Consider the following 23,169-nt stretch of genomic DNA (forward strand, 5'->3'; position numbering starts at 1 on the left):
CTAAAATGTCTATTCTTATCTCAAAAGTGACACTTGGCCGCATTCTTGGATACCACCCATTACCAGGACCTGATCGCTGCCAATGCCCCCTGCGGCGCATTGGCCATCGATTACCCGCACGGCCATGTCATTGCACCGCACCGCCATCCGCATGCCCAGCTGCTGTACGCGATCGAAGGCGTGCTGTGCGTGGAAACCGCCGACGGCCGTTGGGTGGTGCCGCCGACACGCGGCGTCTGGCTGCAGCCGGATGTAGAGCATTTGGTGCGCATGCGCGGCGACGTCAAGATGCGCACCGTCTTCATCAATACCCCGGAATTGCCTAATCTGCCGCAGCAAAGCTGCGTGCTGGACATCCCACCGCTACTGCGGGAGCTGATTGTGTCCGCGGTCGGCCTCGGACTCGGGGTTGAACTGCCGCCGGATTCGCGCGCATGGCACTTGTTGCGTTTGCTGGTGCTGGAATTGCGTTCGGTCCCCGTGTTGCCGCTGTATCTGCCGCTGCCGGCGGAGCCGGGATTGCGCGGCATTTGCGAAGCGCTGATGGCCGAACCGGACCAGGCGATATCGGTGGTGCAACTGGCCGAGCGGCTGTCGATCGCCACCCGTACTTTCCATCGGCGCTTTCTGGCCGACACCGGCATGCGCTTCGGCCACTGGCGTCAGCAGGCGCGGCTGTTGCTCGCGCTGGAACAACTGGCGCGCGGCGACAAGGTGATCGATGTGGCGCTGGCGCATGGCTACACCAGCCAGAGCGCCTTCGCCGCCATGTTCCGCAAGCATTTCGGCAGCGTGCCCAGCCGTTTCTTTCGCAACGGCGCGGGCGATGCATAAATGCCACGGACGGCAGGGCTTCCCGCAGGGAAACGCCAACTGGTGTAAACTGTTTCGCTGTCGGGAGCGAAGGCTTCCGCTTCATTCACTAGCCCATCCGTTGCAATCGTGCGACCTTCGTTGCTTGTCCCTCTTATTGTCGGCTGTGCCCTGTTCATGGAAAACATGGACGCCACGGTTCTGGCGACCTCGCTTCCCGCGCTTGCGCGCGACCTCAACCAGGATTCGATCACCCTCAAGCTGGCGATGACGGCTTACGTCGCCGCACTTGGCGTGTTCATCCCGATCTCGGGCTGGATGGCCGACAAGCTGGGCGCGCGCAAGGTGTTCCGTTCGGCCATGGTGGTGTTCATGACCGGTTCCATCCTGTGCGCGGTGTCGGGCTCGCTGGTCACTTTCGTGGCGGCGCGTTTCCTGCAGGGCATCGGCGGCGCCATGATGGTGCCGGTGGGGCGCGTCATCATCGCGCGTTCGGTGAGCAAGGCGGAGCTGGTCAAGGCGGTCAGCTACCTGACGCTGCCGGCGCTGCTGGGGCCGGTGGTCGGGCCGCTGCTGGGCGGCTTCATCACCACCTATTTCCACTGGCGCTGGGTGTTCCTGATCAACATCCCTATCTGCTTCCTCGGCCTTTACCTGGCCGGCCGCTATATCGAGAATTTCGTCGAGGACGACCCGGCGCCGCTGGATGTGAAGGGCTTCGTGCTGACCTCGGTTGGCGCCGCGCTGATCATGCTTGGCCTGTCGCTGTTCGGCACCCATCTGGTTGACGGCGCCACGCCGATTGCCATGTGCGCTATCGGCGCCATTGCGCTGGTCATGTACTACCGCCATTCGACCCAGATCGAGTATCCCTTGCTGGACTTCCGCTTGCTGCGCATCCCCACGCTGCATGCCAGCGTGGTGGGCGGTTCGCTGTTTCGCATCGGCCTGGGGGCGGTGCCTTTCCTGCTGCCGCTGGCGCTGCAGGAAGGCCTGGGCATGACGGCCTTTCAGGCCGGCACTATCACCTGTGCCTCGGCGTTCGGTTCGCTGTTCATGCGCCTGATCGCCTCTTCCGTGCTGCGCCGTTACGGCTTTCGCACGACGCTGATGGTCAACGCCGTGTTCGCCGGCATCGCGCTGGCCGCCTACGGCATTTTCAGCATCCACACGCCTTATTTGCTGATCGCCCTGATCGTGCTCATGGGCGGCATCTTCCCGGCGCTGCAATTCACTTGCCTGAATTCGATCGCCTACGCCGACATCGACAACCGCGACGCCGGCCGCGTCACCAGCCTGGCCAGTGTGATCCAGCAGCTTTCACTGGGCATGGGCGTGACTATCGCGGGCATCGTGCTGCAACTGTCGAACTATGTGCAAGGCCATGCCACCATCGTCGAATCCGACTTCTGGCCGGCCTTCCTGGTGATCGGCCTGTTCTCGATCGCCTCGGTGCCCGTCACCGGTAAGCTGCCGCACAATGCCGGCCTCGAACTTTCCCGCGGCAAGTAAAGGGCGGGTCAAACCGCTCTTGGCTTGATCGGCACAAGGCCGGTATGATCGTAGCGGTGCCATCGATACTTGCGGCATCGTCCCGTCACTTACCGGAGCTCTCCATGTCCCTGATTTCTTTTTCCCTGCGTCGTGCCGCTGTGGGTGTGTCGCTGTTGTCGGCCACCGCCGCTTTCGCTTTTTCGCTGTCCGACATCAGCAATCAGGATGCGACCAGCGGCTTGAAGGCGGCGCTGGAGAAGGGCGCCAATGTGGCCGTCTCCAAGCTGGGCCAGCAAAACGGTTTCCTCAACAACGACAAGGTCAAGATCAAGTTGCCCAGCGCGCTGGAGCAGGCCATGCCGATCATTCGCATGACCGGCCAGGGGCAGAAGGTGGATGACCTGGTGGTGGACATGAACCACGCCGCCGAGGCTGCGGTTCCGCTGGCCAAGCCGCTGTTGGTCAATGCGGTGAAATCGATGTCGGTGTCGGATGCCAAGAACATCCTGTCCGGCGGCGATACTTCTGTGACGGACTTCTTCCGCCAGAAGACCTCCGGCGAGCTGGCCACCAAATTCCTGCCTATTGTCAAAAACATCACCGACAAGAACGGCCTTTCCGCCAGGTATAACGCCACCATGGGCCAGGTCGCCAAGACCGGGCTGGTGTCGGGCGACCAGAGCACGGTCGAGGGTTATGTGACGCAGCGCGCGCTGGATGGCCTGTTCCTGATGATCGGGGAAGAAGAAAAAGCCATCCGCAAGGATCCGGTTGGCAGCGGCAGCGCGATTATCGGCAAGGTATTCGGTGCGCTCAAATGATGTCGTGATGGCTTGATCCCGGGTTGGGAAACCATTCCGCCGGCCATGCATGGACCGGCTCCGGGACGAGTGAAAATCGCTTGCTTCGATATCGAGGCAAGCGATTTTTTTTAACTGCGCCAAGCTTGCCTCAGAACCGGCGGAATCCCTGCCGGGCAAGGGATTTCGGCAATTTTTACAGTGTATTTTGGTATTGATTTGTCATCTTTTTTCTTGTTCCGAGGAACTATTTGAAATGCTTAAGATCTTCGAGTTATGACTTCGATTTTCTACATTTCTGGACTTCATTAAGGGATTGCTTTATACTATCGGTTGTCCTGGTGACATAATTTGTTCAACAACGACTCTTAGCAGCTCCTGACCCGTTCGCGGGTATTCAAATTTTCCGGCATGCAGTGCGGATCGCCTCTTCGGCAATCCTTCTTGTCCGGTAAGCATCATCGCCGAAGCTTTCTTCGGTTTCATCGCTGCCTTGCAGCTTTCGGTTCGTATCCAAATGATTCGCCCTCTACAGGGCAACGAACCACGCACAATCGATTCTTAAAACCCGTTGCCGCGGCGTCATGTCGTGTCAGCTATACCAAGGGGGTAACATGACGCGTCTTCGTCACGTCTTCACTGGCGCAGCAACATTTGCGCTGGTCATCGCGGGCCTGGTCTGGTGGATCGGCCCCGATGTCATCCACAAGTACCGGGGCGACCTGATCTACTACACCGGCAAGCATCTGGAACTGGTGTTCTGTTCCATGGCGCTGGCGCTGGCCACCGGCATTCCGGCCGGCATCGCGCTTTCCCGGCCTTCGGCGCAACGTTCGGCCGAAGCGTTCATCCAGGTCTTCAACATCGGCAATACCATTCCGTCGATCGCCGTGCTGGCGCTTGCGCTGGCTTTCTTCGGCATCGGCAACTGGCCGACCGTCCTGGCATTGTGGCTGGCATCGCTGCTGCCCATCGTGCGCAACACCTACGAGGGCTTGAAGAACGTGCCGGCCTCCTTGAAGGAAGCGGCGCGCGGCATCGGCATGAAGCCGTACCAGATCCTGTTCCGGGTCGAACTGCCCAATGCCTTGCCCATCATCGTCGGCGGTGTGCGCACCGCGCTGGCGATCAATGTCGGCACTGCGCCGCTGTCGATGCTGATCGGCGGCGAAAGCCTGGGGGGGCTGATTTTCCCCGGCATCTATCTCAACAACCACGGCCAGCTATTGCTGGGAGCCGCCGCCACTGCGGTATTGGCGCTGGTGCTCGATGCACTGGTGACGACGCTCTCCGGTATCTACCTTTCTCGCCGCGGCTTGCGCGCTTAATCAGGAAGGACATTCATGAAAAAAAAATACATCGCATGCGCACTGGTCATGGCCCTGGCCATGTTCGGCGCGGCCAAGGTCCAGGCGCAGAATCTGGTCATCGGCGGCAAGAATTTCACCGAGCAATTGATCCTGTCGAACATGACCGCGCAATACCTGCGCGCCAAGGGTTATGACATCGAGCTCAAAAATGGCCTGGGTACCACGCTGATGCGCTCGGCGCTGGAGAGCGGCCAGCTCGACATCGTCTGGGATTACACCGGCACCGCGCTGATCGTCTACAACCACATCGAAGAAAAACTCGATCCCGGGCAGATCTACAGCAAGGTCAAGGAACTGGACGCCCCGCGCGGCCTGGCATGGCTCAACGAGTCGGAATTGAATAACACCTATGCCTTCGCCATGCCGCAAAAGATCGCCGACGAATACGGCATCAACTCGCTGCAAGACCTGGCCGACCGTATCAATGCCGACGCGCAGGACGGCGCCAAGAATCAGCGCCTGATGGGCGTGGACTACGAATTCGCCTCGCGCCCGGACGGCCTTGGCCCGATGCAGGCGCTATACGGCTTCAAGCTGGAACGCGGCGCGGTCAAGCAGATGGACCCCGGCCTGGTCTACACGGCGCTGAAGAACGAACAGCTGTTCGTCGGCCTGACCTATGCTTCCGATGGCCGCATCAAGGGCTTCGACCTGAAGCTGCTGGAGGATGACAAGGGCTACTTCGCCGCCTACAAGGCCACGCCGGTCGTGCGTCAGGAGATCCTGGACCGGAACCCGCAACTGGCCGAGCAGCTCAACGCGCTGGCCGCCAGCATCGACACCGGAAAGATGACCGAGCTCAACAAGCGCGTGGACATCGACCAGGAACCCGTCAGCAAGGTCGCGGCGGATTTCCTCAAACAAGCCGGCCTGATCTGAGGAGGGATAAGCATGGATATCTTCCAATACCTCCAGTCCGACTGGCACAACATCTTCGATTTGACGCTGCAGCATCTGAAGCTGGTGGGCATCGCGGTCAGCCTGGCGATCGTCATCGGCGTGCCGCTGGGCATCCTGATCGTGCGCCTGAGCTGGCTGGCCGGACCGTTGATGGGCCTGGCCACCGTGGTGCTGACGGTGCCGTCAATCGCACTGTTCGGCCTGATGATCCCGATCTTTTCCAAGTTCGGCGCCGGCATCGGCCCCTTGCCGGCAATCACCGCGGTGTTCCTGTATTCGCTGCTGCCCATCATGCGCAATACCTACCTCGCGCTGAATAGCATCGAAGCCGGCATCAAGGAAGCCGGCATCGGTATCGGCATGACCTTCTGGCAGCGGCTGCGCATGGTGGAACTGCCGCTGGCGGTGCCGGTGATCCTGGGCGGCGTGCGTACCGCCGTCGTGATGAACATCGGCGTGATGGCCATTGCCGCCGTCATTGGCGCCGGCGGCCTGGGTGTGCTGATCCTGCACGCCATCAGCCAAAGCAATATGCAAAAACTCGTGGTCGGCGCCGTGATGATCAGCGTACTCGCCATCATCGCCGACTTCCTGCTGCAACGCCTGCAGACAATCTTGACCCCGAAAGGACTGCAAAAATGATCGAACTGGACCAACTGAGCAAAACCTACACCCAGAAGGACGGCACCCAGGTCAAGGCGGTCGACACCGTCAGCCTCAAGGTTGCCGAAGGCGAGATCTGCGTCTTCCTCGGCCCGTCCGGCTGCGGCAAGACCACCACCCTGAAGATGATCAACCGCCTGATCCGCCCGACCTCGGGCCGGGTGCTGCTGAACGGGGAAGATACTACCGGCATCGATGAAGTCAGCCTGCGCCGCCATATCGGCTATGTGATCCAGCAGACCGGCCTGTTCCCCAACATGACCATCGAAGAGAACATCACCATCGTCCCGCGCCTGTTGGGCTGGGACAACAAGCGCTGCCGCGAACGCGCCGCCGAACTGATGGCGATGGTGGCATTGGACCCGGCGAAATTCCTCAAGCGCTATCCGCGCGAACTGTCCGGCGGCCAGCAGCAGCGCATCGGCGTGATCCGCGCACTGGCGGCCGACGCCCCGGTGTTGCTGATGGATGAGCCGTTCGGCGCAGTCGATCCGATCAACCGCGAGGCGATCCAGAATGAATTCTTCCAGATGCAGCGCCAGTTGAAGAAGACCGTGATCATGGTCAGCCACGATATCGATGAGGCGATCAAGCTGGGCGACCAGGTGGCGATCTTCCGCGCCGGCAAGCTGGTGCAGTTCGACCATCCGGATGCGTTGCTGGCGCGTCCCAAGGACGAGTTCGTCGGCGCCTTCGTCGGCCAGGACCATACCTTGAAGCGCCTGCTGCTGGTGCGTGCCGGCGAAGCCGCCACGACGCCGCCGACCGCCCGTCCAGACGTATCCTGCGACCAGGCACTGTCATTGATGGACAATGAGGATTCCCGTTATCTGACCATCACCGACACCGACAACCGTGCCGTCGGTTACCTGACCCGTCGCGATGTGCGTGGTGCGGCAGGTGGCGCAGAAGCCAAGGTGCGTCCGTTCACCATGAACGCCGCGCCGGATGAAAACCTGCGCGTGGTGCTCTCCAAGATGTACAAGCACAGCACCAGCTGGATGCCGGTGATCGACAACGACGGCAGCTATGTCGGTGAGGTCACCCAGGATTCCATCGCCAGCTATCTGAGCTCCGGCCGTTCGCGCGGCATGGCATTGCCTGCATGATGGCAGGCACGCGCAACGCGATGCGCGGCCGGCCTTGCATGACAAGAGGTAACAGCTAAAGACGGAAGACGCAAAAAAACGCCCACATCGGTTGCGATGTGGGCGTTTTGTGTTGCGGTAGACGAAGCAGTGTTCCGATGCCGTCTGGCTAGCCTAGCTGCTTATGCATAAACATCGCCTTGCCGGTTTCCGGATTCAGCTCATAGCCCTCGAAGCCGCAGGCGCGGTACAGCTTGCGCGCCACGGCATTGCCTTCGAGGACTTCCAGCGTGACCTTGCAGCAGCCCAGGACACGCGCCTCATCCTCGACCCGTGCGATCAGGCGGCGGGCAATGCCCTGGCCCCGGTATTGGGGCATGACTGCGAGGTCGTGGATATTGAGCAGCGGCTTGCAAGCGAAGGTGGAAAAACCCTCGATGCAAGTCGCCAATCCTGCCGCCCGTTCGCCATCGAAAGCCAGGAAGACATGCGCGGTGGGGCGTTTCTTCAATTCGGTGGCGAGGTTGTCCCGGACGAAATCCGGCAGCGGCTTGCCGCCGCCCATGGCATCGGATGCATAGGCATTCAATACCTCGAACAGGGCAGTGGCGTGGGCCGGCTGGTCCAGATCAGCCTTGATGATGTCGATTTGCATGCGTCTTGGAGGCTAGCGTAAGCGTGCTTATTTGCCTCGCGTGCCGCCATGCGTCAGCGCCGATGGCTTGCCGCCGCCGGCATTGCGCTGGCCCTGGCTGCGCGGCTGGCCATGATGGCCGCCGCCGTTGCCGGTATTGCCGCCGTGGGGCCCTTGCGGACGCGAGGGCTTGCGTGGCCCGGCGCCGGCATTCGGGGCGCCATTGGCGGGATTGCGCGGCTTGGCTGCTTGGCCTGCATTGCCATTGCTGCGTTGGCCTTGGTTCTGGCCTTGGGCCGGCTTGGCGCTGGCCGGGGCATTGCCGCCGCCGGCCTTGCGCGGCGCCGCATTGCGCTGGCCGCGTCCGCCGCCCTGGTTCTGATGGCGGCCACCGCCGCTGCGCAGCTGGATCGGCTGCGGCTTGGCGGTCGGGTCGGGTTCGAAACCAGGAATGACTTCCACCGGAATCTCGCGCTTGATGAAGCGCTCGATGTCATGCAGCATGTCGCGCTCATCGATGCAGACCAGCGACACGGCTTCGCCGGTGGCGCCGGCGCGGCCGGTGCGGCCGATGCGGTGCACGTAGTCTTCAGGCACGTTGGGCAGGTCATAGTTGACCACGTGCGGCAACTGGTCGATGTCGATGCCGCGTGCGGCGATATCGGTGGCGATCAGCGCGGTCAGCTTGCCGTCCTTGAATTCGGCCAGCGCCTTGGTGCGCGCTGACTGGCTCTTGTTGCCGTGGATCGCCATGGCGCTGATGCCGTCGCGCGCCAATTGTTCGACCAGCTTGTTGGCGCCGTGCTTGGTGCGGGTGAAGACCAGCACCTGTTTCCATTGATGGGTCTTGATCAGGTGCGCCAGCATCGGGTGCTTCTTGTCGCGGTCGACCGGGTGGAGCTTTTGCGAGATCACTTCCACGGTGGAATTGCGGCGCGCCACTTCGATCAGGGCTGGGTTGGTCAGCAGGCTGTCGGCCAGCTTCTTGATCTCGTCGGCGAAGGTGGCCGAGAACAGCAGGTTCTGGCGCTTGGGCGGCAGTACCGCCAGCACCTTGCGGATGTCGCGGATGAAGCCCATGTCCAGCATGCGGTCGGCTTCGTCCAGCACCAGGATCTGCACATGCTGCAGGTTGACCGTGCCTTGCTGCATGTGGTCGAGCAGGCGGCCGGGGGTGGCCACCAGGATATCGACGCCGCGCTTCAGCAGCGAGATCTGCGGATTGATGCCGACGCCGCCAAAGATGCAGGCCGAGGAGAGCGGCAGGTACTTGCCGTACAGGCGAACGCTTTCTTCAACCTGGGCCGCCAGCTCGCGGGTAGGGGCCAGGATCAGGGCGCGGATCGGAATCTGGCCGTTGATCTTGTTGCGCGGCGCCGATGCCAGGCGTTGCAGCAGCGGCAGGGTGAAGCCGGCGGTCTTGCCGGTACCGGTCTGGGCGCCGGCCATCAGGTCGCCGCCGGAAAGAACAGCCGGGACAGCCTGAGCTTGAATTGGGGTTGGGGAGGTATAGCCTTGTTCGGAAACGGCACGAACGATTTCGTCGGACAAGCCGAGCGCGGAAAATGACATGAGACTCTGAAAATGGGTTCGGCCTGTCGCCGCAGAGGGCGCCAGTCGCAGGCAGACGGGGTTGGAACGCTGAGAGGGCGGCGGACTTGACTGGTGGCATGCCGCGCTGGCCGCAGTATAACAGCCGTGGCTTGTGCCGGAAGAGAATTATTTTCTCCGCGCTCCTTTTGTTGTTCTTCTGCCCGGCCGTGGCTCGCCCCGATGAGTTATGCCGGGTTCAAGCTCAGCCGGACTGGCGCGCGAGAAAGTCCATCACCGGCGGCAGCACCAGGGCGCTTTGCATCAGGCCGCCGAAGTGCGTCACGCCGGGCAGGGTGGCGAACTCTCCTCGTGCGAGCCGTGCGGCGGTGCGCTGTACGGCGGTATGGCGCGCATCGGCGTCGCCGCAAAACAGCAGGCAGGGCATGTCCATGCGCGCCAGCAAATCTTCCTGGGATGGGCGCGGCTGCTGGGCGGCTGCGGCCAGGGCCACCAGGTCGTTGGCGCGGATCAGCATCTTCACCTGGGGCGAGATGCGTTCGTCGAGCAAGGTCTCGAAGGCCGCGATGAAGGCTTCCGGATCGCGGCCATCGATACCGTGAAAGGTATTCCAGCTCAGGTCTTCATACGGATGGGCGGCGCCCAGGATCAGGCTGGACAGGCGTTCGGGCGCATGCCGCACCAGGCCGTAGCCGACCCAGCCGCCCAGCGAGTAACCAAAGAAATGTGCGCGTTCGATACCCAGCGCATCCAGAACGGCGACCGTATCGCGGCAGCGCTGGGGCTGGCTGTAGGCGTTGGTGTCGTGCGGTTTGCCGCTTTGGCCGTGGCCCAGCGCATCGAACATGATGACGCGGTAGCGTTCGCGCAGCGCGGCGGTGAAGCCGAAGAAGCGCCAGGCTTCCAGGCTGCTGGTGAAGCCGTGGTGCAGCAGCAGCGGTGCGCCTTCACCCTCGACCTGATAGTGGATCTTGCGTCCGTCGCTCAACGCAAATGGCATCGTTTCTCCTTATTTTTTGCAGCGTTTGGCCAGCAACTCTTGCGAGCGGGCACAAATCTCTTCAGTACTGAGGTCTTCAATATGGGTGGCGATCGACCAGACGTGGCCGTACGGGTCGCGCAGCATGCCGGAGCGGTCGCCGTAGAACTGGTCCTGCACCGCACGCAGCTGCGCTGCGCCGGCCGCGATGGCCTGGCCGAAGACGGCATCGACATCGCAAACGTAGACCAGCAGGCTGACGCCGGCGCCGCCCAGGGTTTGTGGGCTGACGAAACCCAATTCCGGGTATTCGTCGGCCAGCATCACGCGCGCGTTGCCGATCTGGATTTCGGCATGCCAGATTTTTCCGCTGGGACCGTTCAGTCGCATGATTTCCGTGGCGCCGAAAGCGCGGCGGTAGAAGTCGATGGCATTGGCTGTGCCATTGACGATCAGATAAGGCGTGACGCTGTGGTAGCCGGGAGGCAGCGCGTAGGGCGCGGTTGAGGTCGGGGGAGCGGTCGGGCTGGCGCTGGCAGGTGTGGCCGGCTGGATGGGCGGGATAGGCATGTCGTCTCCTCGGTCGTTTCCTGCACGGCGGACGCCGTGCGGGAAACGTTCACTCAGGAGAGCAGTGTATGCAAATTAGGCAAATTCCGACAGCAGGTTAACCTGTTGCGAGAAAATTTTCGGGCTGCCGGCAATCACGTCGCCCTTGTAGAGGTAATCCGAGTCGCCCTTGAAGGTGCCGACGAGGCCGCCCGCTTCGGTCACCAGCAGCGAACCGGCTGCGATGTCCCAGGGCTTCAAGCCCTTTTCGAAGAAGCCATCCAGGCGGCCGGCGGCGACATAGGCCAGGTCCAGCGCGGCGGCGCCCGGACGGCGCAGGCCGGCGCTGTGCTCGGTCATGACCTTGAACATCTTGACGTATTCGTTCAGGCCGTCCAGGTCGCGGAAGGGGAAACCGGTGCCGATCAGGGCATCGGCGATCTTGTCGCGCTTGCCCACGCGGATGCGCTTTTCGTTCAGGTAGGCGCCGGCGCCCTTGGAGGCGGTGAACAAGTCGTTGCGGGTCGGGTCGTAGACCACCGCCTGCGTGATGATGCCGCGCTGCTGCAGCGCGATCGAGACGCAGTATTGCGGGAAGCCGTGGATGAAGTTGGTGGTGCCGTCCAGCGGATCGATGATCCAGACGTTTTCGTTCTCGTCGTGCAGGTTGTCGGAAGCGCCCGACTCTTCAGCCAGGATGGCGTGGTCGGGGTAGGCTGTTTTCAGCACGTCGATGATGGCGTCTTCTGCGGCCTTGTCGACTTCGGTGACGAAGTCGTTGTGCGACTTCTGGGTGACTTTCAGCAGCGAGACGTCGAAGGACGCCCGGTTGATGATGGTTGCGGCGCGGCGAGCTGCCTTGATCGCCGTGTTGAGCATGGGTGGGATGATCATTCCGATGGTTCCGTTAAAATTGCGATGATCGATGCTGATGATCGCGTTGGTATCCGTCGACCCCGTCTCCCTTTTCGCGAATGCGTACCCGAGAAATCACGGAAACGGCATGCGTGCGAATGAAAGTACAGCAGTGAAACGACAATGGCGACAGTGAAATTAATGAGCGATGCGCCGTCCGTGGCGGTATGCTTGCGGACTTGCCGAATCGCGGTGTGATGGCGTTTTGCCAACGTCCGCATTTCAGGCGCGAATCCCGCTATTTTAAATGAACAAGCAAGAATCCGAACACTCTCTTTTCACCCGGCTGCGTTTTGTGTTGGTCAATACCAGCAGTCCGGGCAACATCGGCTCGGCCGCGCGGGCCATCAAGACCATGGGCTTTTCCGAGCTGGTGCTGGTCAATCCGCGCTTTCCCGACGCCGTACATGAAGACGAAGCCGTGGCCTTCGCCAGCGGTGCGCTGGACGTGCTGCAGAACGCGCGCGTGGTTGGCAGCGTCGAGGAAGCGTTGCAGGGCTGCAACTTTGCCGCCGCCGTGAGCGCCCGCCTGCGCGAATTTTCGCCGCCGGTGGTCACGCCGCGTGCGCTGGCTGGACAACTGTCGCAAGACATCGGCCTGAACGCCGCGCTGCTGTTCGGCAACGAACGTTTCGGCCTGCCCAACGAGGTGGTGCAGAAATGCCAGGCGCTGATCAACATTCCGGCCAATCCCGATTACTCCTCGCTGAACCTGTCGCAAGCGGTGCAGGTGCTGGCCTATGAATGCCGCATGACCGAGCTGGAACTGCGCGGCGGCCCGATGCAGACCAGCGGCGACGCCCGTGCGCCGGGCGAGGTCGGCTTCCAGGGCAGCAGCGCCAGCGTGGCCGAGATCGAAGGCATGTTCGATCATCTGGAGCAGGCGCTGGTGGCGATCGATTTCCTCAATCCCGACAATCCCAAGAAACTGATGCCACGTTTGAAACGCATGTTCTCGCGTGCCCAACTGGAGGCCGAAGAGGTCAACATCCTGCGCGGCATTGCCCGCCAGATCCTGGCGCCCAAGCAGGCCAAGGCCGGTGCGGCGGATAAATCGTCCGATAAGGGAGAACAGAATGGCTAAGTTGACCCTGGACCGCATCCTGCAATCGCAGGGCTTTGGCTCGCGCAAGTATTGCCGCGAACTGATCGAGGACGGCGAAGTGGCCGTCAACGGCGAAGTGGTCGACAACTATCGCGCCACGCCTGATACCGACAAGCTCATGCTGACGCTGTTCGATGAGCAGTGGGAGTACCGCGAGCACGTCTATATCGCGCTCAACAAGCCGCCCAATTTCGAATGCTCGCGCAAGCCCAGCCACCATCCCGGCGTGCTGACCATCCTGCCGGAGCAGTTCACCTGGCGCGACGTGCAACCGGTCGGCCGGCTGGACCACGACACCACGGGGCTGCTGCTGATGTCGGACGACGGCAGCTTCATCCACGCGCAGTCCTCGCCCAAGCGCCATGTGCCCAAGGTCTATGCGGCCACCACCGCCGAGCCGGTGACCGAAGCGCTGATCGCGCAACTGAAGGCTGGCGTGCAACTGCACGACGAACCGGCGCCGCTGGCGGCGTCGCGCTGCAGCCAGCTGGGCGAACATTTGCTGGAGATCGTGCTGGAGCAGGGGAAGTATCACCAGGTCAAACGCATGCTGGCTGCGGCCGGCAACCATTGCAGTGCCTTGCGCCGGACCGCCATCGGCGGTTTGCAGCTGGATGCGCTGGCGCTGGAAGAGGGGGAGTGGTGCTACCTCGATGCGGCGCAAATGGCGCTGCTGGTGCCGGAGCAGGGTTGAGGATTCACTGAATTGACGACTGGCCGCCCAACGGCGGCGGTGTTTCAGCTGACTTGTCGCTCCTGCTTTTGCAGGAGGCGACAGAAGCTGGCTGGCAGACAACTCAATGCCGGATATCTCCCACCTCGGCACTTACATCGCTGGCGAACAGCAGGGCGCAGTCCACCGCGTCGAACTCGTAGTGCTGGCCGCAGAAATCGCAGTCGATGGCGAGCTTGTCCATTTGCGTCAGCGCGTCCTCGACTTCTTCCCGGCCCAGCATCTTGAGCATGTTGCCGACCTTCTCGCGTGAGCAGGAGCAGTGGAAGTGCGGATGCACGGGGTCGAACACGCGGATGGTCTCTTCCCAGAACAGGCGGTGCATCAGGGTGCTGATGTCGGTGGACAGCAGTTCCTCGCGGCGCAGGGTGTTGCCCAGCATGACAAAGTGGTTCCAGGTGTCCAGCTCGCTGCCTTCGGCCTTGGCGGTCGGCGCGTTGATGCCGCCTTCGCTGGGCAGCTTTTGCAGCAGCATGCCGCGCGATACCTTGCCGTCGGCGGCCAGCCACAGCTTGGTGTCCAATTGCTCGGAACGCAGCATGTAGTTTTCAATGACGGTGGCCACATTGTCGCCGTCCAGCGGCACGATGCCCTGGTAGGGTTGCTGGCCGGGCAGTTTGTCCTTGGGGTCGAGCGTGATCACGAAGCGGCCGTGGCCTGTCGCATTCACCAGTTCGGTCAGCGTGGCTTCGTCGGCGATGGCCGCGTCATCGGCCAGTTTGGCGGTAGCGCGCAACTGCAGCTCGGAGTCGCACTCCACCACCAGCAGCTTGATCGGGCCGTCGCCGTGGATCTGCATGACGATCATGCCGTTGAACTTGAGGTTGGCCGACAGCAGGGCCGATGCCGCCAGCATTTCGCCCAGCAGCGTCTTGACCGCGGCCGGATAGTCGCGGCGGGCCTGCACCTGTTGCCAGGTGTCGGAAATTTCGACCAGCTCGCCGCGCACGGGAGCGTTGTCGACCAGGAATTTTTGCAGCGTGTCTTTCATTCTTTCTTTCCAGGCAGCGCGCCGGCGCTGCCTTGTCAATGCCAGTCCAGGCGTGCTCAGGCGATGCGCTTGAGCTTGGCCTTGAACTGCTGCGCGCGCTCGACGTAGCTGTCGGTGCCGGCGTGCATGCGCGCGATATCTTCTTCGGAGAGCTGGCGCACGGCCTTAGCCGGGGCGCCGATGATCAGCGAGTTGTCGGGGAATTCCTTGCCTTCCGTCACCAGCGCGCCGGCGCCGACCAGGCAGTTCTTGCCGATCTTGGCGCCGTTGAGCACCACGGCCTGGATGCCGATCAGGGCGCCTTCACCGATGGTGCAGCCGTGCAGCATGGCCTGGTGGCCGACGGTGACATTCTTGCCGATCACCATCGGATAACCGATGTCGGTATGCAGCACCGCGCCTTCTTGCACGTTGCTGTTTTCGCCGATGGTGATCAGTTCGTTGTCGCCGCGGATGGCGACGTTGAACCAGACGCTGGAATGCGCTTCCATCTTCACCTTGCCGACCACGGTCGAGGTGTCAGCCACGAAGGCGGTTTCGTGGATGTCGGGAATTTCTTGCTCTAATTGATAGATTGCCATAATAAAATCGTCTCCTCGTGTTGAACCCGCCTTTTTTGCCGCTTGCGCCTATATGGTGGCGAAGCTGGCGTCATCAACCGCATATTTTACCGTCCCTTGAAAGAAGCATCCTTGGATCACGCCTTGCCCTCACTTGAAATCCTTTCATTCAACGGCCTGCGCGTCGGCGCTTTGGTTTGCCTGAAAGAAACCCGGCCGGAAGCCAAATGCGCAGCAGTCAATGCCTTGCATGCGGTCTGGCATGATGGGGGATTGGCGCTGGAGCAGCAGGAGGATCTGGCTGCCAGCGACGCCGGCGATGGCATTCCGGGCCGTCCAGGCAAGCCGGAACTGGTGTCGCCGTTGCAAGTGAAGTCGCGCTCGATGCGCACGCCCGAGGGGCGGGCGGCGTTGATCCACGCGTTGGCGCATATCGAATTCAACGCGATCAACCTGGCGCTGGATGCGGTCTGGCGTTTCGCCGATATGCCGCGCCAATTTTATGTTGATTGGCTGCAGGTGGCGGCGGAAGAGGCCTACCATTTCTCGCTGTTAGCCCAGCATTTGGAGACGCTGGGCTATGCCTACGGCGATTTCACGGCGCATAACAGCCTGTGGGATATGGCTGAAAAGACCCAGTCCGACGTGCTGGCCCGCATCGCCCTGGTGCCGCGCACGCTGGAAGCGCGCGGTTTGGATGCGGCACCGCCGGTGCGCGCCAAATTGGCCCAGGCGGGCGACCAGGCGGCGGCTGAGATCCTCGACATCATCCTGCGCGACGAGGTGGGGCACGTGCTGATCGGCAACCGCTGGTTTGCCTGGCTGTGCGAGCAGCGCGGGCTGGATCCGGTGCCCACTTTTGCCGAATTGTCGATTCGCTACAAGGCGCCGCCGTTGCGTGGGCCGTTTAACCTGGAGGCAAGGAAGGCTGCTGGTTTTTCGGACGAGGAATTGTTGATGTTTAAAGATATGGCGGGCTGATGAGATTGAATTGCGCCGAGTGCTTTGTAAAAAAAGCATGTTTTTGTATCGGAACTTGTTTTCATCGGCTGGCAATGCGATAACAGCCATGCTATTACTGCCGGGTTCTGATCCATCGAGGGATCTTATTTCAGGAAAGGGTGACACTATGAAGACGATGTCCAAACTGTTGTTCGGCCTGGCGGCGGCAGGTGCCGCCGTTGCCTTGCTGGCCGCATGCCAGAAGAAGGATGAGGCCGGTCCGGCGGAAGCGCTGGGCAAGAAGATCGACGGCGCCGTGCAGGAAGCCGGCAAGCAGATCGACCAGGCGACCGACAAGACCAAGGAGCAGTCCTCGGATGCCAGCAGCAAGTTGGGCGAGGCGATGGACCAGGCCAAGGAAGATGCCAAGTCCGCCTATGAAAAGACCAAGGAAGGCGCCAAGGAACTGACGCAAAAGGCCGGTGAGAAGGTGGCGGAGGCTGGCCAGAAGATCCAGGATGCGGCCAAGAAGTAATCCGTTTTCAGTTTGATAAGGCCGTAAAAAACAGAAGCCTCCGTATGGAGGCTTTTTCATTTGCCGGCTCGAGGCCTTAGTCCTGCGCGCTGTGGATTTCTTCGATCACCATTTGTTGTATCGACGGCTCCAGCGCCAGCGCGACATGGCCGATGCCCGGCATGGCGATATTGCGGGCTCCCGCCAGGTGGGCCGAGCTTTGCGGCGAGATGATGTTGTCATGATGCGAATAAATGGAAACGATGGCGCTTAACGCATCGGCCTCTTCGGTCGCGGCCAGTTTTTGCAGCCATTCGCTGCTGCGGCCCTCTTCGTAGCGTCCCAGCCAGTTCATCTCGCCGCAGTTGATGCCGATGCCGAAGTTGGCGATGGCGGTTCCATGATGCGGCGTGCCCAGCGTGACTACCTTGGCGATATGCGTGGTGCCGTGGTCGCGCAGGTAGGCGCGTGCCGCCAGGCCGCCCATGCTATGGGCGACGATGACGATCTTCTTTTGTCCGGTCTCGGCCTGCACGCGCCTGACGGCGGCGTCGACCAGCGGCGCATAGCCGTCGATGCTGCCGAATACCGGCTCCATGTCCAGCGCGTAATGGGTGATGTGGGCTTCGCGCAGGGCCAGGCTCATCCATCGCCAGTAGCCGCTGTTGCAGCCGTAGCCGTGGATCAGCAGTACCGGCAGGGAGGTGGTGTCGGGATAGGTGAACTGGTCGAAGCGCAGGAAAGGCATCGCCCATGAGGAACACAGCATGGTGGCGCGGTATTCGCGCAGGAACAGCTTGCCGATTTGCAGCCAGGTGATTTCGATGGGAGTCGACGTGCGGCCGCGGTAGGGCCAGGTCAGGAAGAAGCTGTTGGCGGTGACCTGCGCGCGCAGCAGCAGCACGATGCCGATGCCGCCGAGTGCCGCCAGCGCAATGGGCCAGTCGAAATGCCGCAACAGAAAGTAGAACAGAACCGCGATAGCAAGCTGGATCAGGAGCAGGGTTCTGGAAATGCGGGAAATCATGCGTGGCTGGGTCCGATGCGGTCAGGGGAGCGGATATGCCGGAGGCACGTGTTTGCGCAGAGCATAGCAGAGCCCCGTGTCGGATCCATGACGCTATGTCGGCTGGAATTCCCTATGTGCTTTTCGGATCGGCGGCGCCGGTGGCGGCCTTGGGCTTGGCGGTCGGGGTAGAGTTGACCAGCCGCGTGCCGACGATCCTGTCATGCAGGAACTGGCGCTGCGGATCGAGGTAGATCGTCAGGGCCCATAGCAGCAGATTGCCGGCCGGGATCAGCACCAGCATCCAATGCCGGTCGCTCATGGTCGATGCCAACGCCAGGCCGGGCAGCACCCACAGCCAGGCCAGCAGGAAACGAAAGGTAGCGCGCCAGATGCCGACCGGTCGGCCCGAGAGGTCCACCAGCTTGAAGCGCCAGGTCTTCATTGCCAGGGTTTGTCCGCCATGGAGCCAGAACCAGATGAAATAGGTAGCCAGCACCAGGAATAGCCAGGCTTCCAGCGCATGGCGCAGATAGAGCGCGTGGCGCTGTTGCAGCAAGGTCGAGAACAGCCAGCCCGAAATAAACAGGACGCCGAACAGCAGCATGGATTCGTAGAGCATGCTGCTGAGGCGGCGGCGCAGCGAAGGCGTGGTCATGTCCTGCATGGTGTCTCGGTATTGAAATTTATTGATGTGCGCAACAGGCGATAGCGACCCTGTGGCGGCCATGGTGTCATGGATGGTAATGCAATCGACGGGACTTGCCTACAAGCAGGCTTGATTGAAGGCAAGGCGACGATACGTCGCTGCCGTCGAGAAGGCACGTATCGGCATGGCGACGCCATGTGCAGCGGAAGATGTTCGAAGAGGAGGAGGCAAGCGCTGCAGCCAACAGCCCGCAGCGAACGACACGGAAAGCTTAATTGCTCTCGGCAACCGTGGCCGAGGTGGAAACCACGGCACTTGTGACCACGGCAGGAGGAGTTGCTGCTGCCTGTGCCTGAGATTGGGGGATGGCGCCGGGTTGCGGTGTCGCCTGCGAGCCAGGGGCCAGCGCTGGCGCTGCGGCCGGCGGCAGCGGACGGTCCAGTGCCTCTGCCGGCAACTGGATGGTGGGGGCTGCGTTACCTGGCGCGGAAGGCAGCTTGGCAACTCGCTTGGGCAACTTGGCTTGCGCCAGTTTTTTCTTTTGCTCGACGGAGAGTTGCTGGTATTTATTCCATTGTTCGTTCTTCTCTTCGGCATCCAGCTTTTTGGCGCGGGCATAGTTGGTGCGTGCCGCGCTGCGTTGTGCCGGGGTCAGCTTGACCCAGTCGCGCATGCGATCATGCAGGCGCTGCTGTTCTTCCGGTTTCATCTTGGTGAATTTTTTGCCGATCGCCAGCCATTTTTCTTTCTGGAGGTCGCTCATCTTCACCCATTCGCCGGACAACGGTTCGAGGGCCTGTTGCTGCGGAGCCGACAGGGTTGCCCATGCGAGCTTATTATCGGGTTTCTTGCCTGAGGACTTGGCGCCGGTGCCGGCTTTGGCCGGCGGCGACAAATGTGCGTCCGCGGGTGTTGCTGTCGATGCGTTTGCCTGGGGCGTTGCCGCAGGCGATGCTGCCACCGTTGCAGGCGTGGCAACGGGAGCGTTTTGTGCCGACGTCCACGCGCAGGTCAAGCCACCGGCCAGCACTGCCAGCGCCAGCGCAATGCGCGAGAGGCGATAAGGTGCTTTGGTGATGAGACCGGTGGAGTCGCGCATGGTCATTGGTTCTTTTCTGCCAGGTAGGCGTTGAAGCCGTGATCCAGATAGGCCGACAGCGGAAGTTCGTCCGAGAGGACGGCCGCATCGATCTCGGCCAGGTCGGCCACGCGCTTGGCATTTTCGTGCTGGTAGATACCGGCGAACAGGATGATGCCGGCCAGGAGCGGCACCGCCACGCCCAGGCGGCCAAGCCAGGACGGCTGGCCGGACGACATCGATCCGCCTGCGCCCAGCGCGCCGGCAAATACAGGCTGTTCCACGCGCACGGTGAGGGGCGCTTTTTTCTTGCGTGCGAGCGCCACGCGGCGAGCCGCTGCCAGACTTTGCAGAGTGTCGTCGGACATGTTGTCCAGGTTGGCGTCAAGCGCCATCTTCACCTTATAGGCGAATTGCAGTTCCTTGTTGTTCATAGTGTGATTCCTTTGGCTCTCAGAGCTTGAGCCAGCGCATGGGTTGCGCGAGAGCAATGGGTTTTGACGCTGCCTTCGGAGCAACCCATGGCGGCGGCCGTTTCAGCCACGTCCATGTCCTGCCAGTAACGCATCAGGAACGCTTCCCGTTGACGCGTCGGCAGCTTTTGGATTTCGGCATCGATCAGCGTCAGCGTCTGCTCGCGCTCGACCTTGTCGGCGCTGGATTCGGCGGCTTCCGAACCGTCTTGCGCTTCGAGGCTTTCGAGGACGTCGAAATCCTCCTGCCCAGCGCTGTCGCCACCAAAGCTGGAGAACAGGCTGACCCAGGTATTGCGTACTTTTTCGCGCCGGAAGAAATCGTGGATGGTGTTTTGCAGGATGCGCTGGAACAGCATCGGCAGTTCGTCCACAGGCTTGTCGCCGTATTTCTCGGCGAGCTTGATCATTGCATCTTGAACAATGTCCAACGCAGCTTCGTCTTTGCGTACGGCATACACCGCCTGTTTGAAGGCGCGGCGTTCGACATTTTCAAGAAAATCGGAGAGTTCTTTGTCAGTTGCCATGCAGTACGGTTGCCGAGGGCGGACAGCCGGAAGTTATCGATCGGAAGCAGACCGTGATCCGGCAGGAAAATGCGGGAGGCGCAAGAATTTGTTAAAAAAGCAGACCGAATCCTAGCAAAAATGGCCCTATTTGTCGTGGTGTTTCTCTGCAAATACCTTTGGAGCGCGAGTATTGGAGCAGTTTTCAGAGGATTTCTCTTGACCAAAATGATGCAACGCATTACTGTTTGTCTCCCGCCTCCCACACTTGGGGCGTTTTATGTTCTTTGTCGGTGCTTCACATAAGGTCGTGCCGATTCAAAGACGCGCTTTAATTTAAAGCTTGTTTGTTCTAACCCGTGCCACAAGCGCGAGGGATCAGTAGAAGTCCATCTTGTACCAAGGCTGAACGAGTCGCGTTGAGCGGCATTTCGAACCTCACTACGGTTGGGGCGCAGAAATGGCGTGACCGCACAAAAAAGGGAAGCCAACGGCAAGCAGATGACTGCGATTCCGTCAGGAGAGAACATCCGATCAATTTCCAATGGACCTTGAAAGGAAGCAGTAATGAGTTCTGAGCAGATCTCCGGTGCGGACATACTCGTCCGTTGCCTGGCCGAAGAGGGCGTCGAACACGTGTTCGGCTATCCCGGTGGCGCCGTCCTTTACATCTACGACGCAATTTTCAAGCAAGACAAATTCCAGCACATCCTGGTTCGCCATGAACAGGCTGCGGTGCATGCCGCCGACGCGTATTCGCGCAGTTCGGAAAAGGTGGGCGTCTGTATCGTCACCTCCGGCCCCGGTGTCACCAATGCGGTGACCGGCCTGGCGACCGCGTATATGGATTCGATTCCCATGGTGGTGATCTCCGGCCAGGTGCCGTCGACCGCCATCGGCCAGGATGCTTTCCAGGAGTGCGACACCGTCGGCATCACCCGTCCCTGCGTCAAGCACAACTTCCTGGTGAAGGATGTGAAAGACCTGGCGGAAACGATCAAGAAGGCATTCTTCATTGCCACGACAGGTCGTCCGGGTCCGGTGCTGGTGGACATTCCCAAAGACATCACGATGCATACCTGCGCCTTCGAATATCCGAAGAGCGTCGAGATGCGTTCGTACAAGCCGGTCGACAAGGGCCATTCGGGCCAGATTCGCAAGGCACTGCAGCTGCTGCTGTCGGCCGAGCGCCCGATGATCTACACCGGCGGCGGCATCATCCTGGCCAATGCAGCCCCTGAGCTCAACAAGCTGGTCGACCGCCTGGGTTTCCCCTGTACCAACACGCTGATGGGCCTGGGCGCCTATCGCGCCTCGAGCGACAAGTTCGTCGGCATGCCCGGCATGCACGGCACTTATGAAGCCAACATGGCCATGCAGCACAGCGATGTGCTGATCGCCATCGGCGCACGCTTCGATGACCGCGTGATCGGCAATCCCAAGCACTTCGCATCGAACGCGCGCAAGATCATCCATATCGACATCGACCCATCGTCGATCTCCAAGCGCGTCAAGGTCGACATCCCCATCGTGGGCAACGTCAAGGACGTGCTGCAAGAGCTGCTGGCCCAGCTGGATGCCACGGAAACCAAGCCTAACGGCGCCGCGCTGGATAACTGGTGGAAGCAGATCAACAAGTGGCGCGAGCGCGACTGCCTGAAGTTCGCTTCTTCGGACGAATTCATCAAGCCGCAAGCGGTGGTGCAGAAAGTCTGGGAAGTCACCAAGGGCGACGCCTTCATCACCTCCGACGTCGGCCAGCACCAGATGTGGGCCGCGCAATACTACGGTTTCGACAAGCCGCGCCGCTGGATCAACTCCGGCGGCCTGGGCACCATGGGTGTGGGCCTGCCGTACGCCATGGGCGTGCAGAAGGCCAATCCGGATGCGACCGTCGCCTGCATCACCGGCGAAGCATCGATCCAGATGTGTATCCAGGAGCTGGCGACCTGCAAGCAATATCACCTGACGCCGAAGATCATTCTGCTCAACAACCGCTTCCTGGGCATGGTTCGCCAGTGGCAGCAGATCGACTACGGTTCCCGTTATTCCGAGTCCTACATGGATTCCCTGCCCGATTTCAACAAGCTGGTCGAGTCGTATGGCCACGTCGGCATGAAGATCGAGAAGCCGGGCGACGTTGATGGTGCACTGCGCGAAGCCTTCGCAATGAAAGACAGGCTGGTCTTCATGAACTTCATTACGGATCAAACCGAAAACGTCTGGCCGATGGTCAAGGCGGGCAAGGGCTTGACTGAAATGCTGTTGGGTTCGGAGGATCTTTAATCATGCGCCATATCATTTCTGTACTGCTGGAAAACGAAGCCGGCGCATTGTCCCGTGTCGTGGGCCTGTTCTCCGCACGCGGCTACAACATCGAAACGCTCACCGTTGCACCCACCGAAGACCCGACCCTGTCGCGCATGACCATCGTGACCACCGGTTCGGACGATGTGATCGAACAGATCACCAAACACCTGAACCGCCTGATCGAGGTGGTGAAGGTCGTCGATCTGACGGAAGGCGCGCACATCGAGCGCGAACTGATGCTGATCAAGGTGCGCGCAGTGGGCAAGGAGCGTGAAGAGATGAAACGGACGGCGGATATCTTCCGCGGCCGCATCATCGACGTCACCGAAAAGACCTACACGATCGAGCTGACCGGCAACAAGGGCAAGCTGGACGCCTTCATTGACGCCATGGACCGCACTGCGATCCTGGAAACGGTTCGTACCGGCGGCTCCGGCATCGGCCGCGGCGAACGGATCCTGAAGATCTGAGCGGCCGCAGCGCCAGTACACAAGAGTCATCATTCAAGTTTTGAGTTATTCAGTTATTTAAGAACATAGGAAAAAT

Annotated in this window: 25 protein-coding genes; 13 read left to right on the forward strand and 12 right to left on the reverse strand. The window is 61.1% G+C overall.

Annotated features, from left to right (window positions below; translation table 11 throughout):
- Positions 1-45: 45 nt before the first annotated feature.
- From AKL28_RS06250 to AKL28_RS06280, 7 genes are all read left to right on the forward strand, one after another.
- Complete coding sequence (locus tag AKL28_RS06250; protein ID WP_050467265.1) at positions 46-834, forward strand: AraC family transcriptional regulator; 789 nt, start codon at positions 46-48, stop codon at positions 832-834.
- Positions 835-990: 156 nt separating this feature from the next.
- On the forward strand, positions 991-2,325 hold the full coding sequence (locus AKL28_RS06255; RefSeq protein WP_082221385.1) for an MFS transporter: 1,335 nt from the start codon (positions 991-993) through the stop codon (positions 2,323-2,325).
- Between the two features lie 104 nt (positions 2,326-2,429).
- Positions 2,430-3,128, forward strand: coding sequence for a DUF4197 domain-containing protein (locus tag AKL28_RS06260; protein WP_050467222.1), 699 nt, complete (start codon positions 2,430-2,432; stop codon positions 3,126-3,128).
- Between the two features lie 593 nt (positions 3,129-3,721).
- A complete protein-coding gene (locus AKL28_RS06265) occupies positions 3,722-4,435 on the forward strand; it encodes an ABC transporter permease (protein WP_050467223.1) in 714 nt (237 codons plus the stop codon).
- 15 nt (positions 4,436-4,450) lie between these two features.
- Positions 4,451-5,356 (forward strand): glycine betaine ABC transporter substrate-binding protein, encoded by a 906-nt coding sequence (locus tag AKL28_RS06270; RefSeq protein WP_050467224.1) that lies wholly within the window; start codon positions 4,451-4,453, stop codon positions 5,354-5,356.
- Between the two features lie 12 nt (positions 5,357-5,368).
- Complete coding sequence (locus tag AKL28_RS06275) at positions 5,369-6,019, forward strand: ABC transporter permease (RefSeq protein WP_050467225.1); 651 nt, start codon at positions 5,369-5,371, stop codon at positions 6,017-6,019.
- A complete protein-coding gene (locus tag AKL28_RS06280; RefSeq protein WP_050467226.1) occupies positions 6,016-7,149 on the forward strand; it encodes an ABC transporter ATP-binding protein in 1,134 nt (377 codons plus the stop codon). The genes AKL28_RS06275 and AKL28_RS06280 overlap by 4 nt, the downstream gene beginning before the upstream one ends.
- Before the next feature lie 148 nt (positions 7,150-7,297).
- Here the strand turns inward: AKL28_RS06280 and AKL28_RS06285 are convergent, their stop codons facing one another.
- From AKL28_RS06285 to AKL28_RS06305, 5 genes are all read right to left on the reverse strand, one after another.
- Entirely contained in the window at positions 7,298-7,783 is a 486-nt protein-coding gene (locus tag AKL28_RS06285) for a GNAT family N-acetyltransferase (protein WP_050467227.1), read from the reverse strand.
- A 27-nt stretch (positions 7,784-7,810) separates the two neighbouring features.
- On the reverse strand, positions 7,811-9,334 hold the full coding sequence (locus tag AKL28_RS06290) for a DEAD/DEAH box helicase (protein WP_050467228.1): 1,524 nt from the start codon (positions 9,332-9,334) through the stop codon (positions 7,811-7,813).
- 223 nt (positions 9,335-9,557) lie between these two features.
- A complete protein-coding gene (locus AKL28_RS06295; protein ID WP_050467229.1) occupies positions 9,558-10,313 on the reverse strand; it encodes an alpha/beta fold hydrolase in 756 nt (251 codons plus the stop codon).
- A 9-nt stretch (positions 10,314-10,322) separates the two neighbouring features.
- Positions 10,323-10,862 carry a VOC family protein gene (locus tag AKL28_RS06300; protein ID WP_082221386.1) on the reverse strand — a complete coding sequence of 180 codons (540 nt, stop codon included), beginning with the start codon at positions 10,860-10,862 and terminating at the stop codon, positions 10,323-10,325.
- A gap of 75 nt (positions 10,863-10,937) precedes the next feature.
- Entirely contained in the window at positions 10,938-11,735 is a 798-nt protein-coding gene (locus AKL28_RS06305) for an inositol monophosphatase family protein (protein ID WP_050467230.1), read from the reverse strand.
- A gap of 268 nt (positions 11,736-12,003) precedes the next feature.
- On the opposite strand from AKL28_RS06305, the gene AKL28_RS06310 reads away from it, so the two are divergent.
- A complete protein-coding gene (locus AKL28_RS06310) occupies positions 12,004-12,840 on the forward strand; it encodes an RNA methyltransferase (protein ID WP_050467231.1) in 837 nt (278 codons plus the stop codon).
- Positions 12,833-13,555 carry a pseudouridine synthase gene (locus tag AKL28_RS06315; RefSeq protein WP_050467232.1) on the forward strand — a complete coding sequence of 241 codons (723 nt, stop codon included), beginning with the start codon at positions 12,833-12,835 and terminating at the stop codon, positions 13,553-13,555. Before AKL28_RS06310 ends, AKL28_RS06315 begins: the two co-directional genes overlap by 8 nt.
- 103 nt (positions 13,556-13,658) lie before the next feature.
- Here the strand turns inward: AKL28_RS06315 and hslO are convergent, their stop codons facing one another.
- Complete coding sequence (gene hslO, locus AKL28_RS06320; protein WP_050467233.1) at positions 13,659-14,585, reverse strand: Hsp33 family molecular chaperone HslO; 927 nt, start codon at positions 14,583-14,585, stop codon at positions 13,659-13,661.
- 56 nt (positions 14,586-14,641) lie between these two features.
- Positions 14,642-15,166, reverse strand: coding sequence for a gamma carbonic anhydrase family protein (locus tag AKL28_RS06325; protein ID WP_050467234.1), 525 nt, complete (start codon positions 15,164-15,166; stop codon positions 14,642-14,644).
- A gap of 123 nt (positions 15,167-15,289) precedes the next feature.
- Here AKL28_RS06325 and AKL28_RS06330 point away from each other — a divergent pair, with 123 nt between their 5' ends.
- Together AKL28_RS06330 and AKL28_RS06335 are read left to right on the forward strand one after the other, a co-directional pair.
- Positions 15,290-16,126, forward strand: a complete 837-nt coding sequence (locus AKL28_RS06330) for a ferritin-like domain-containing protein (protein ID WP_050467267.1) — start codon at positions 15,290-15,292, stop codon at positions 16,124-16,126.
- Positions 16,127-16,274: 148 nt separating this feature from the next.
- A complete protein-coding gene (locus AKL28_RS06335) occupies positions 16,275-16,622 on the forward strand; it encodes a hypothetical protein (RefSeq protein WP_050467235.1) in 348 nt (115 codons plus the stop codon).
- A gap of 76 nt (positions 16,623-16,698) precedes the next feature.
- Here AKL28_RS06335 and AKL28_RS06340 read toward each other — a convergent pair whose 3' ends face one another.
- From AKL28_RS06340 to AKL28_RS06360, 5 genes are all read right to left on the reverse strand, one after another.
- On the reverse strand, positions 16,699-17,628 hold the full coding sequence (locus tag AKL28_RS06340) for an esterase/lipase family protein (RefSeq protein WP_050467236.1): 930 nt from the start codon (positions 17,626-17,628) through the stop codon (positions 16,699-16,701).
- Between the two features lie 112 nt (positions 17,629-17,740).
- On the reverse strand, positions 17,741-18,274 hold the full coding sequence (locus tag AKL28_RS06345) for an RDD family protein (protein WP_050467237.1): 534 nt from the start codon (positions 18,272-18,274) through the stop codon (positions 17,741-17,743).
- A 253-nt stretch (positions 18,275-18,527) separates the two neighbouring features.
- Positions 18,528-19,361 carry a DUF3106 domain-containing protein gene (locus tag AKL28_RS06350; RefSeq protein ID WP_331456550.1) on the reverse strand — a complete coding sequence of 278 codons (834 nt, stop codon included), beginning with the start codon at positions 19,359-19,361 and terminating at the stop codon, positions 18,528-18,530.
- Positions 19,358-19,768 (reverse strand): DUF3619 family protein, encoded by a 411-nt coding sequence (locus AKL28_RS06355; protein ID WP_050467238.1) that lies wholly within the window; start codon positions 19,766-19,768, stop codon positions 19,358-19,360. Before AKL28_RS06355 ends, AKL28_RS06350 begins: the two co-directional genes overlap by 4 nt.
- Positions 19,765-20,334 carry an RNA polymerase sigma factor gene (locus tag AKL28_RS06360; RefSeq protein ID WP_050467239.1) on the reverse strand — a complete coding sequence of 190 codons (570 nt, stop codon included), beginning with the start codon at positions 20,332-20,334 and terminating at the stop codon, positions 19,765-19,767. The genes AKL28_RS06355 and AKL28_RS06360 overlap by 4 nt, the downstream gene beginning before the upstream one ends.
- A gap of 546 nt (positions 20,335-20,880) precedes the next feature.
- Here AKL28_RS06360 and AKL28_RS06365 point away from each other — a divergent pair.
- Positions 20,881-22,599: an acetolactate synthase 3 catalytic subunit gene (locus AKL28_RS06365; RefSeq protein WP_050467240.1), complete on the forward strand. Its 1,719-nt coding sequence runs from the start codon at positions 20,881-20,883 to the stop codon at positions 22,597-22,599.
- Positions 22,600-22,601: 2 nt separating this feature from the next.
- Positions 22,602-23,093, forward strand: coding sequence for an acetolactate synthase small subunit (ilvN, locus tag AKL28_RS06370; RefSeq protein WP_050467241.1), 492 nt, complete (start codon positions 22,602-22,604; stop codon positions 23,091-23,093).
- The last annotated feature ends 76 nt before the right edge of the window (positions 23,094-23,169 follow it).

It is taken from the genome of Herbaspirillum chlorophenolicum, from assembly GCF_001189955.1.
GTDB lineage: Bacteria > Pseudomonadota > Gammaproteobacteria > Burkholderiales > Burkholderiaceae_D > Herbaspirillum > Herbaspirillum chlorophenolicum.

Bases quoted from the DNA above. Each gene is read 5' to 3' on its own strand.
- AKL28_RS06280 (WP_050467226.1), top strand. From the start codon at position 6,016: ATGATCGAACTGGACCAACTGAGCAAAACCTACACCCAGAAGGACGGC.
- AKL28_RS06290 (WP_050467228.1), bottom strand. From the start codon at position 9,334: ATGTCATTTTCCGCGCTCGGCTTGTCCGACGAAATCGTTCGTGCCGTT.
- AKL28_RS06295 (WP_050467229.1), bottom strand. From the start codon at position 10,313: ATGCCATTTGCGTTGAGCGACGGACGCAAGATCCACTATCAGGTCGAG.
- AKL28_RS06345 (WP_050467237.1), bottom strand. From the start codon at position 18,274: ATGCAGGACATGACCACGCCTTCGCTGCGCCGCCGCCTCAGCAGCATG.
- AKL28_RS06260 (WP_050467222.1), top strand. From the start codon at position 2,430: ATGTCCCTGATTTCTTTTTCCCTGCGTCGTGCCGCTGTGGGTGTGTCG.
- AKL28_RS06270 (WP_050467224.1), top strand. From the start codon at position 4,451: ATGAAAAAAAAATACATCGCATGCGCACTGGTCATGGCCCTGGCCATG.
- ilvN (WP_050467241.1), top strand. From the start codon at position 22,602: ATGCGCCATATCATTTCTGTACTGCTGGAAAACGAAGCCGGCGCATTG.
- AKL28_RS06315 (WP_050467232.1), top strand. From the start codon at position 12,833: ATGGCTAAGTTGACCCTGGACCGCATCCTGCAATCGCAGGGCTTTGGC.
- AKL28_RS06255 (WP_082221385.1), top strand. From the start codon at position 991: ATGGAAAACATGGACGCCACGGTTCTGGCGACCTCGCTTCCCGCGCTT.
- AKL28_RS06340 (WP_050467236.1), bottom strand. From the start codon at position 17,628: ATGATTTCCCGCATTTCCAGAACCCTGCTCCTGATCCAGCTTGCTATC.
- AKL28_RS06285 (WP_050467227.1), bottom strand. From the start codon at position 7,783: ATGCAAATCGACATCATCAAGGCTGATCTGGACCAGCCGGCCCACGCC.
- AKL28_RS06350 (WP_331456550.1), bottom strand. From the start codon at position 19,361: ATGACCATGCGCGACTCCACCGGTCTCATCACCAAAGCACCTTATCGC.
- hslO (WP_050467233.1), bottom strand. From the start codon at position 14,585: ATGAAAGACACGCTGCAAAAATTCCTGGTCGACAACGCTCCCGTGCGC.
- AKL28_RS06325 (WP_050467234.1), bottom strand. From the start codon at position 15,166: ATGGCAATCTATCAATTAGAGCAAGAAATTCCCGACATCCACGAAACC.
- AKL28_RS06265 (WP_050467223.1), top strand. From the start codon at position 3,722: ATGACGCGTCTTCGTCACGTCTTCACTGGCGCAGCAACATTTGCGCTG.
- AKL28_RS06360 (WP_050467239.1), bottom strand. From the start codon at position 20,334: ATGGCAACTGACAAAGAACTCTCCGATTTTCTTGAAAATGTCGAACGC.
- AKL28_RS06300 (WP_082221386.1), bottom strand. From the start codon at position 10,862: ATGCCTATCCCGCCCATCCAGCCGGCCACACCTGCCAGCGCCAGCCCG.
- AKL28_RS06310 (WP_050467231.1), top strand. From the start codon at position 12,004: ATGAACAAGCAAGAATCCGAACACTCTCTTTTCACCCGGCTGCGTTTT.
- AKL28_RS06355 (WP_050467238.1), bottom strand. From the start codon at position 19,768: ATGAACAACAAGGAACTGCAATTCGCCTATAAGGTGAAGATGGCGCTT.
- AKL28_RS06365 (WP_050467240.1), top strand. From the start codon at position 20,881: ATGAGTTCTGAGCAGATCTCCGGTGCGGACATACTCGTCCGTTGCCTG.
- AKL28_RS06305 (WP_050467230.1), bottom strand. From the start codon at position 11,735: ATGATCATCCCACCCATGCTCAACACGGCGATCAAGGCAGCTCGCCGC.
- AKL28_RS06335 (WP_050467235.1), top strand. From the start codon at position 16,275: ATGAAGACGATGTCCAAACTGTTGTTCGGCCTGGCGGCGGCAGGTGCC.
- AKL28_RS06275 (WP_050467225.1), top strand. From the start codon at position 5,369: ATGGATATCTTCCAATACCTCCAGTCCGACTGGCACAACATCTTCGAT.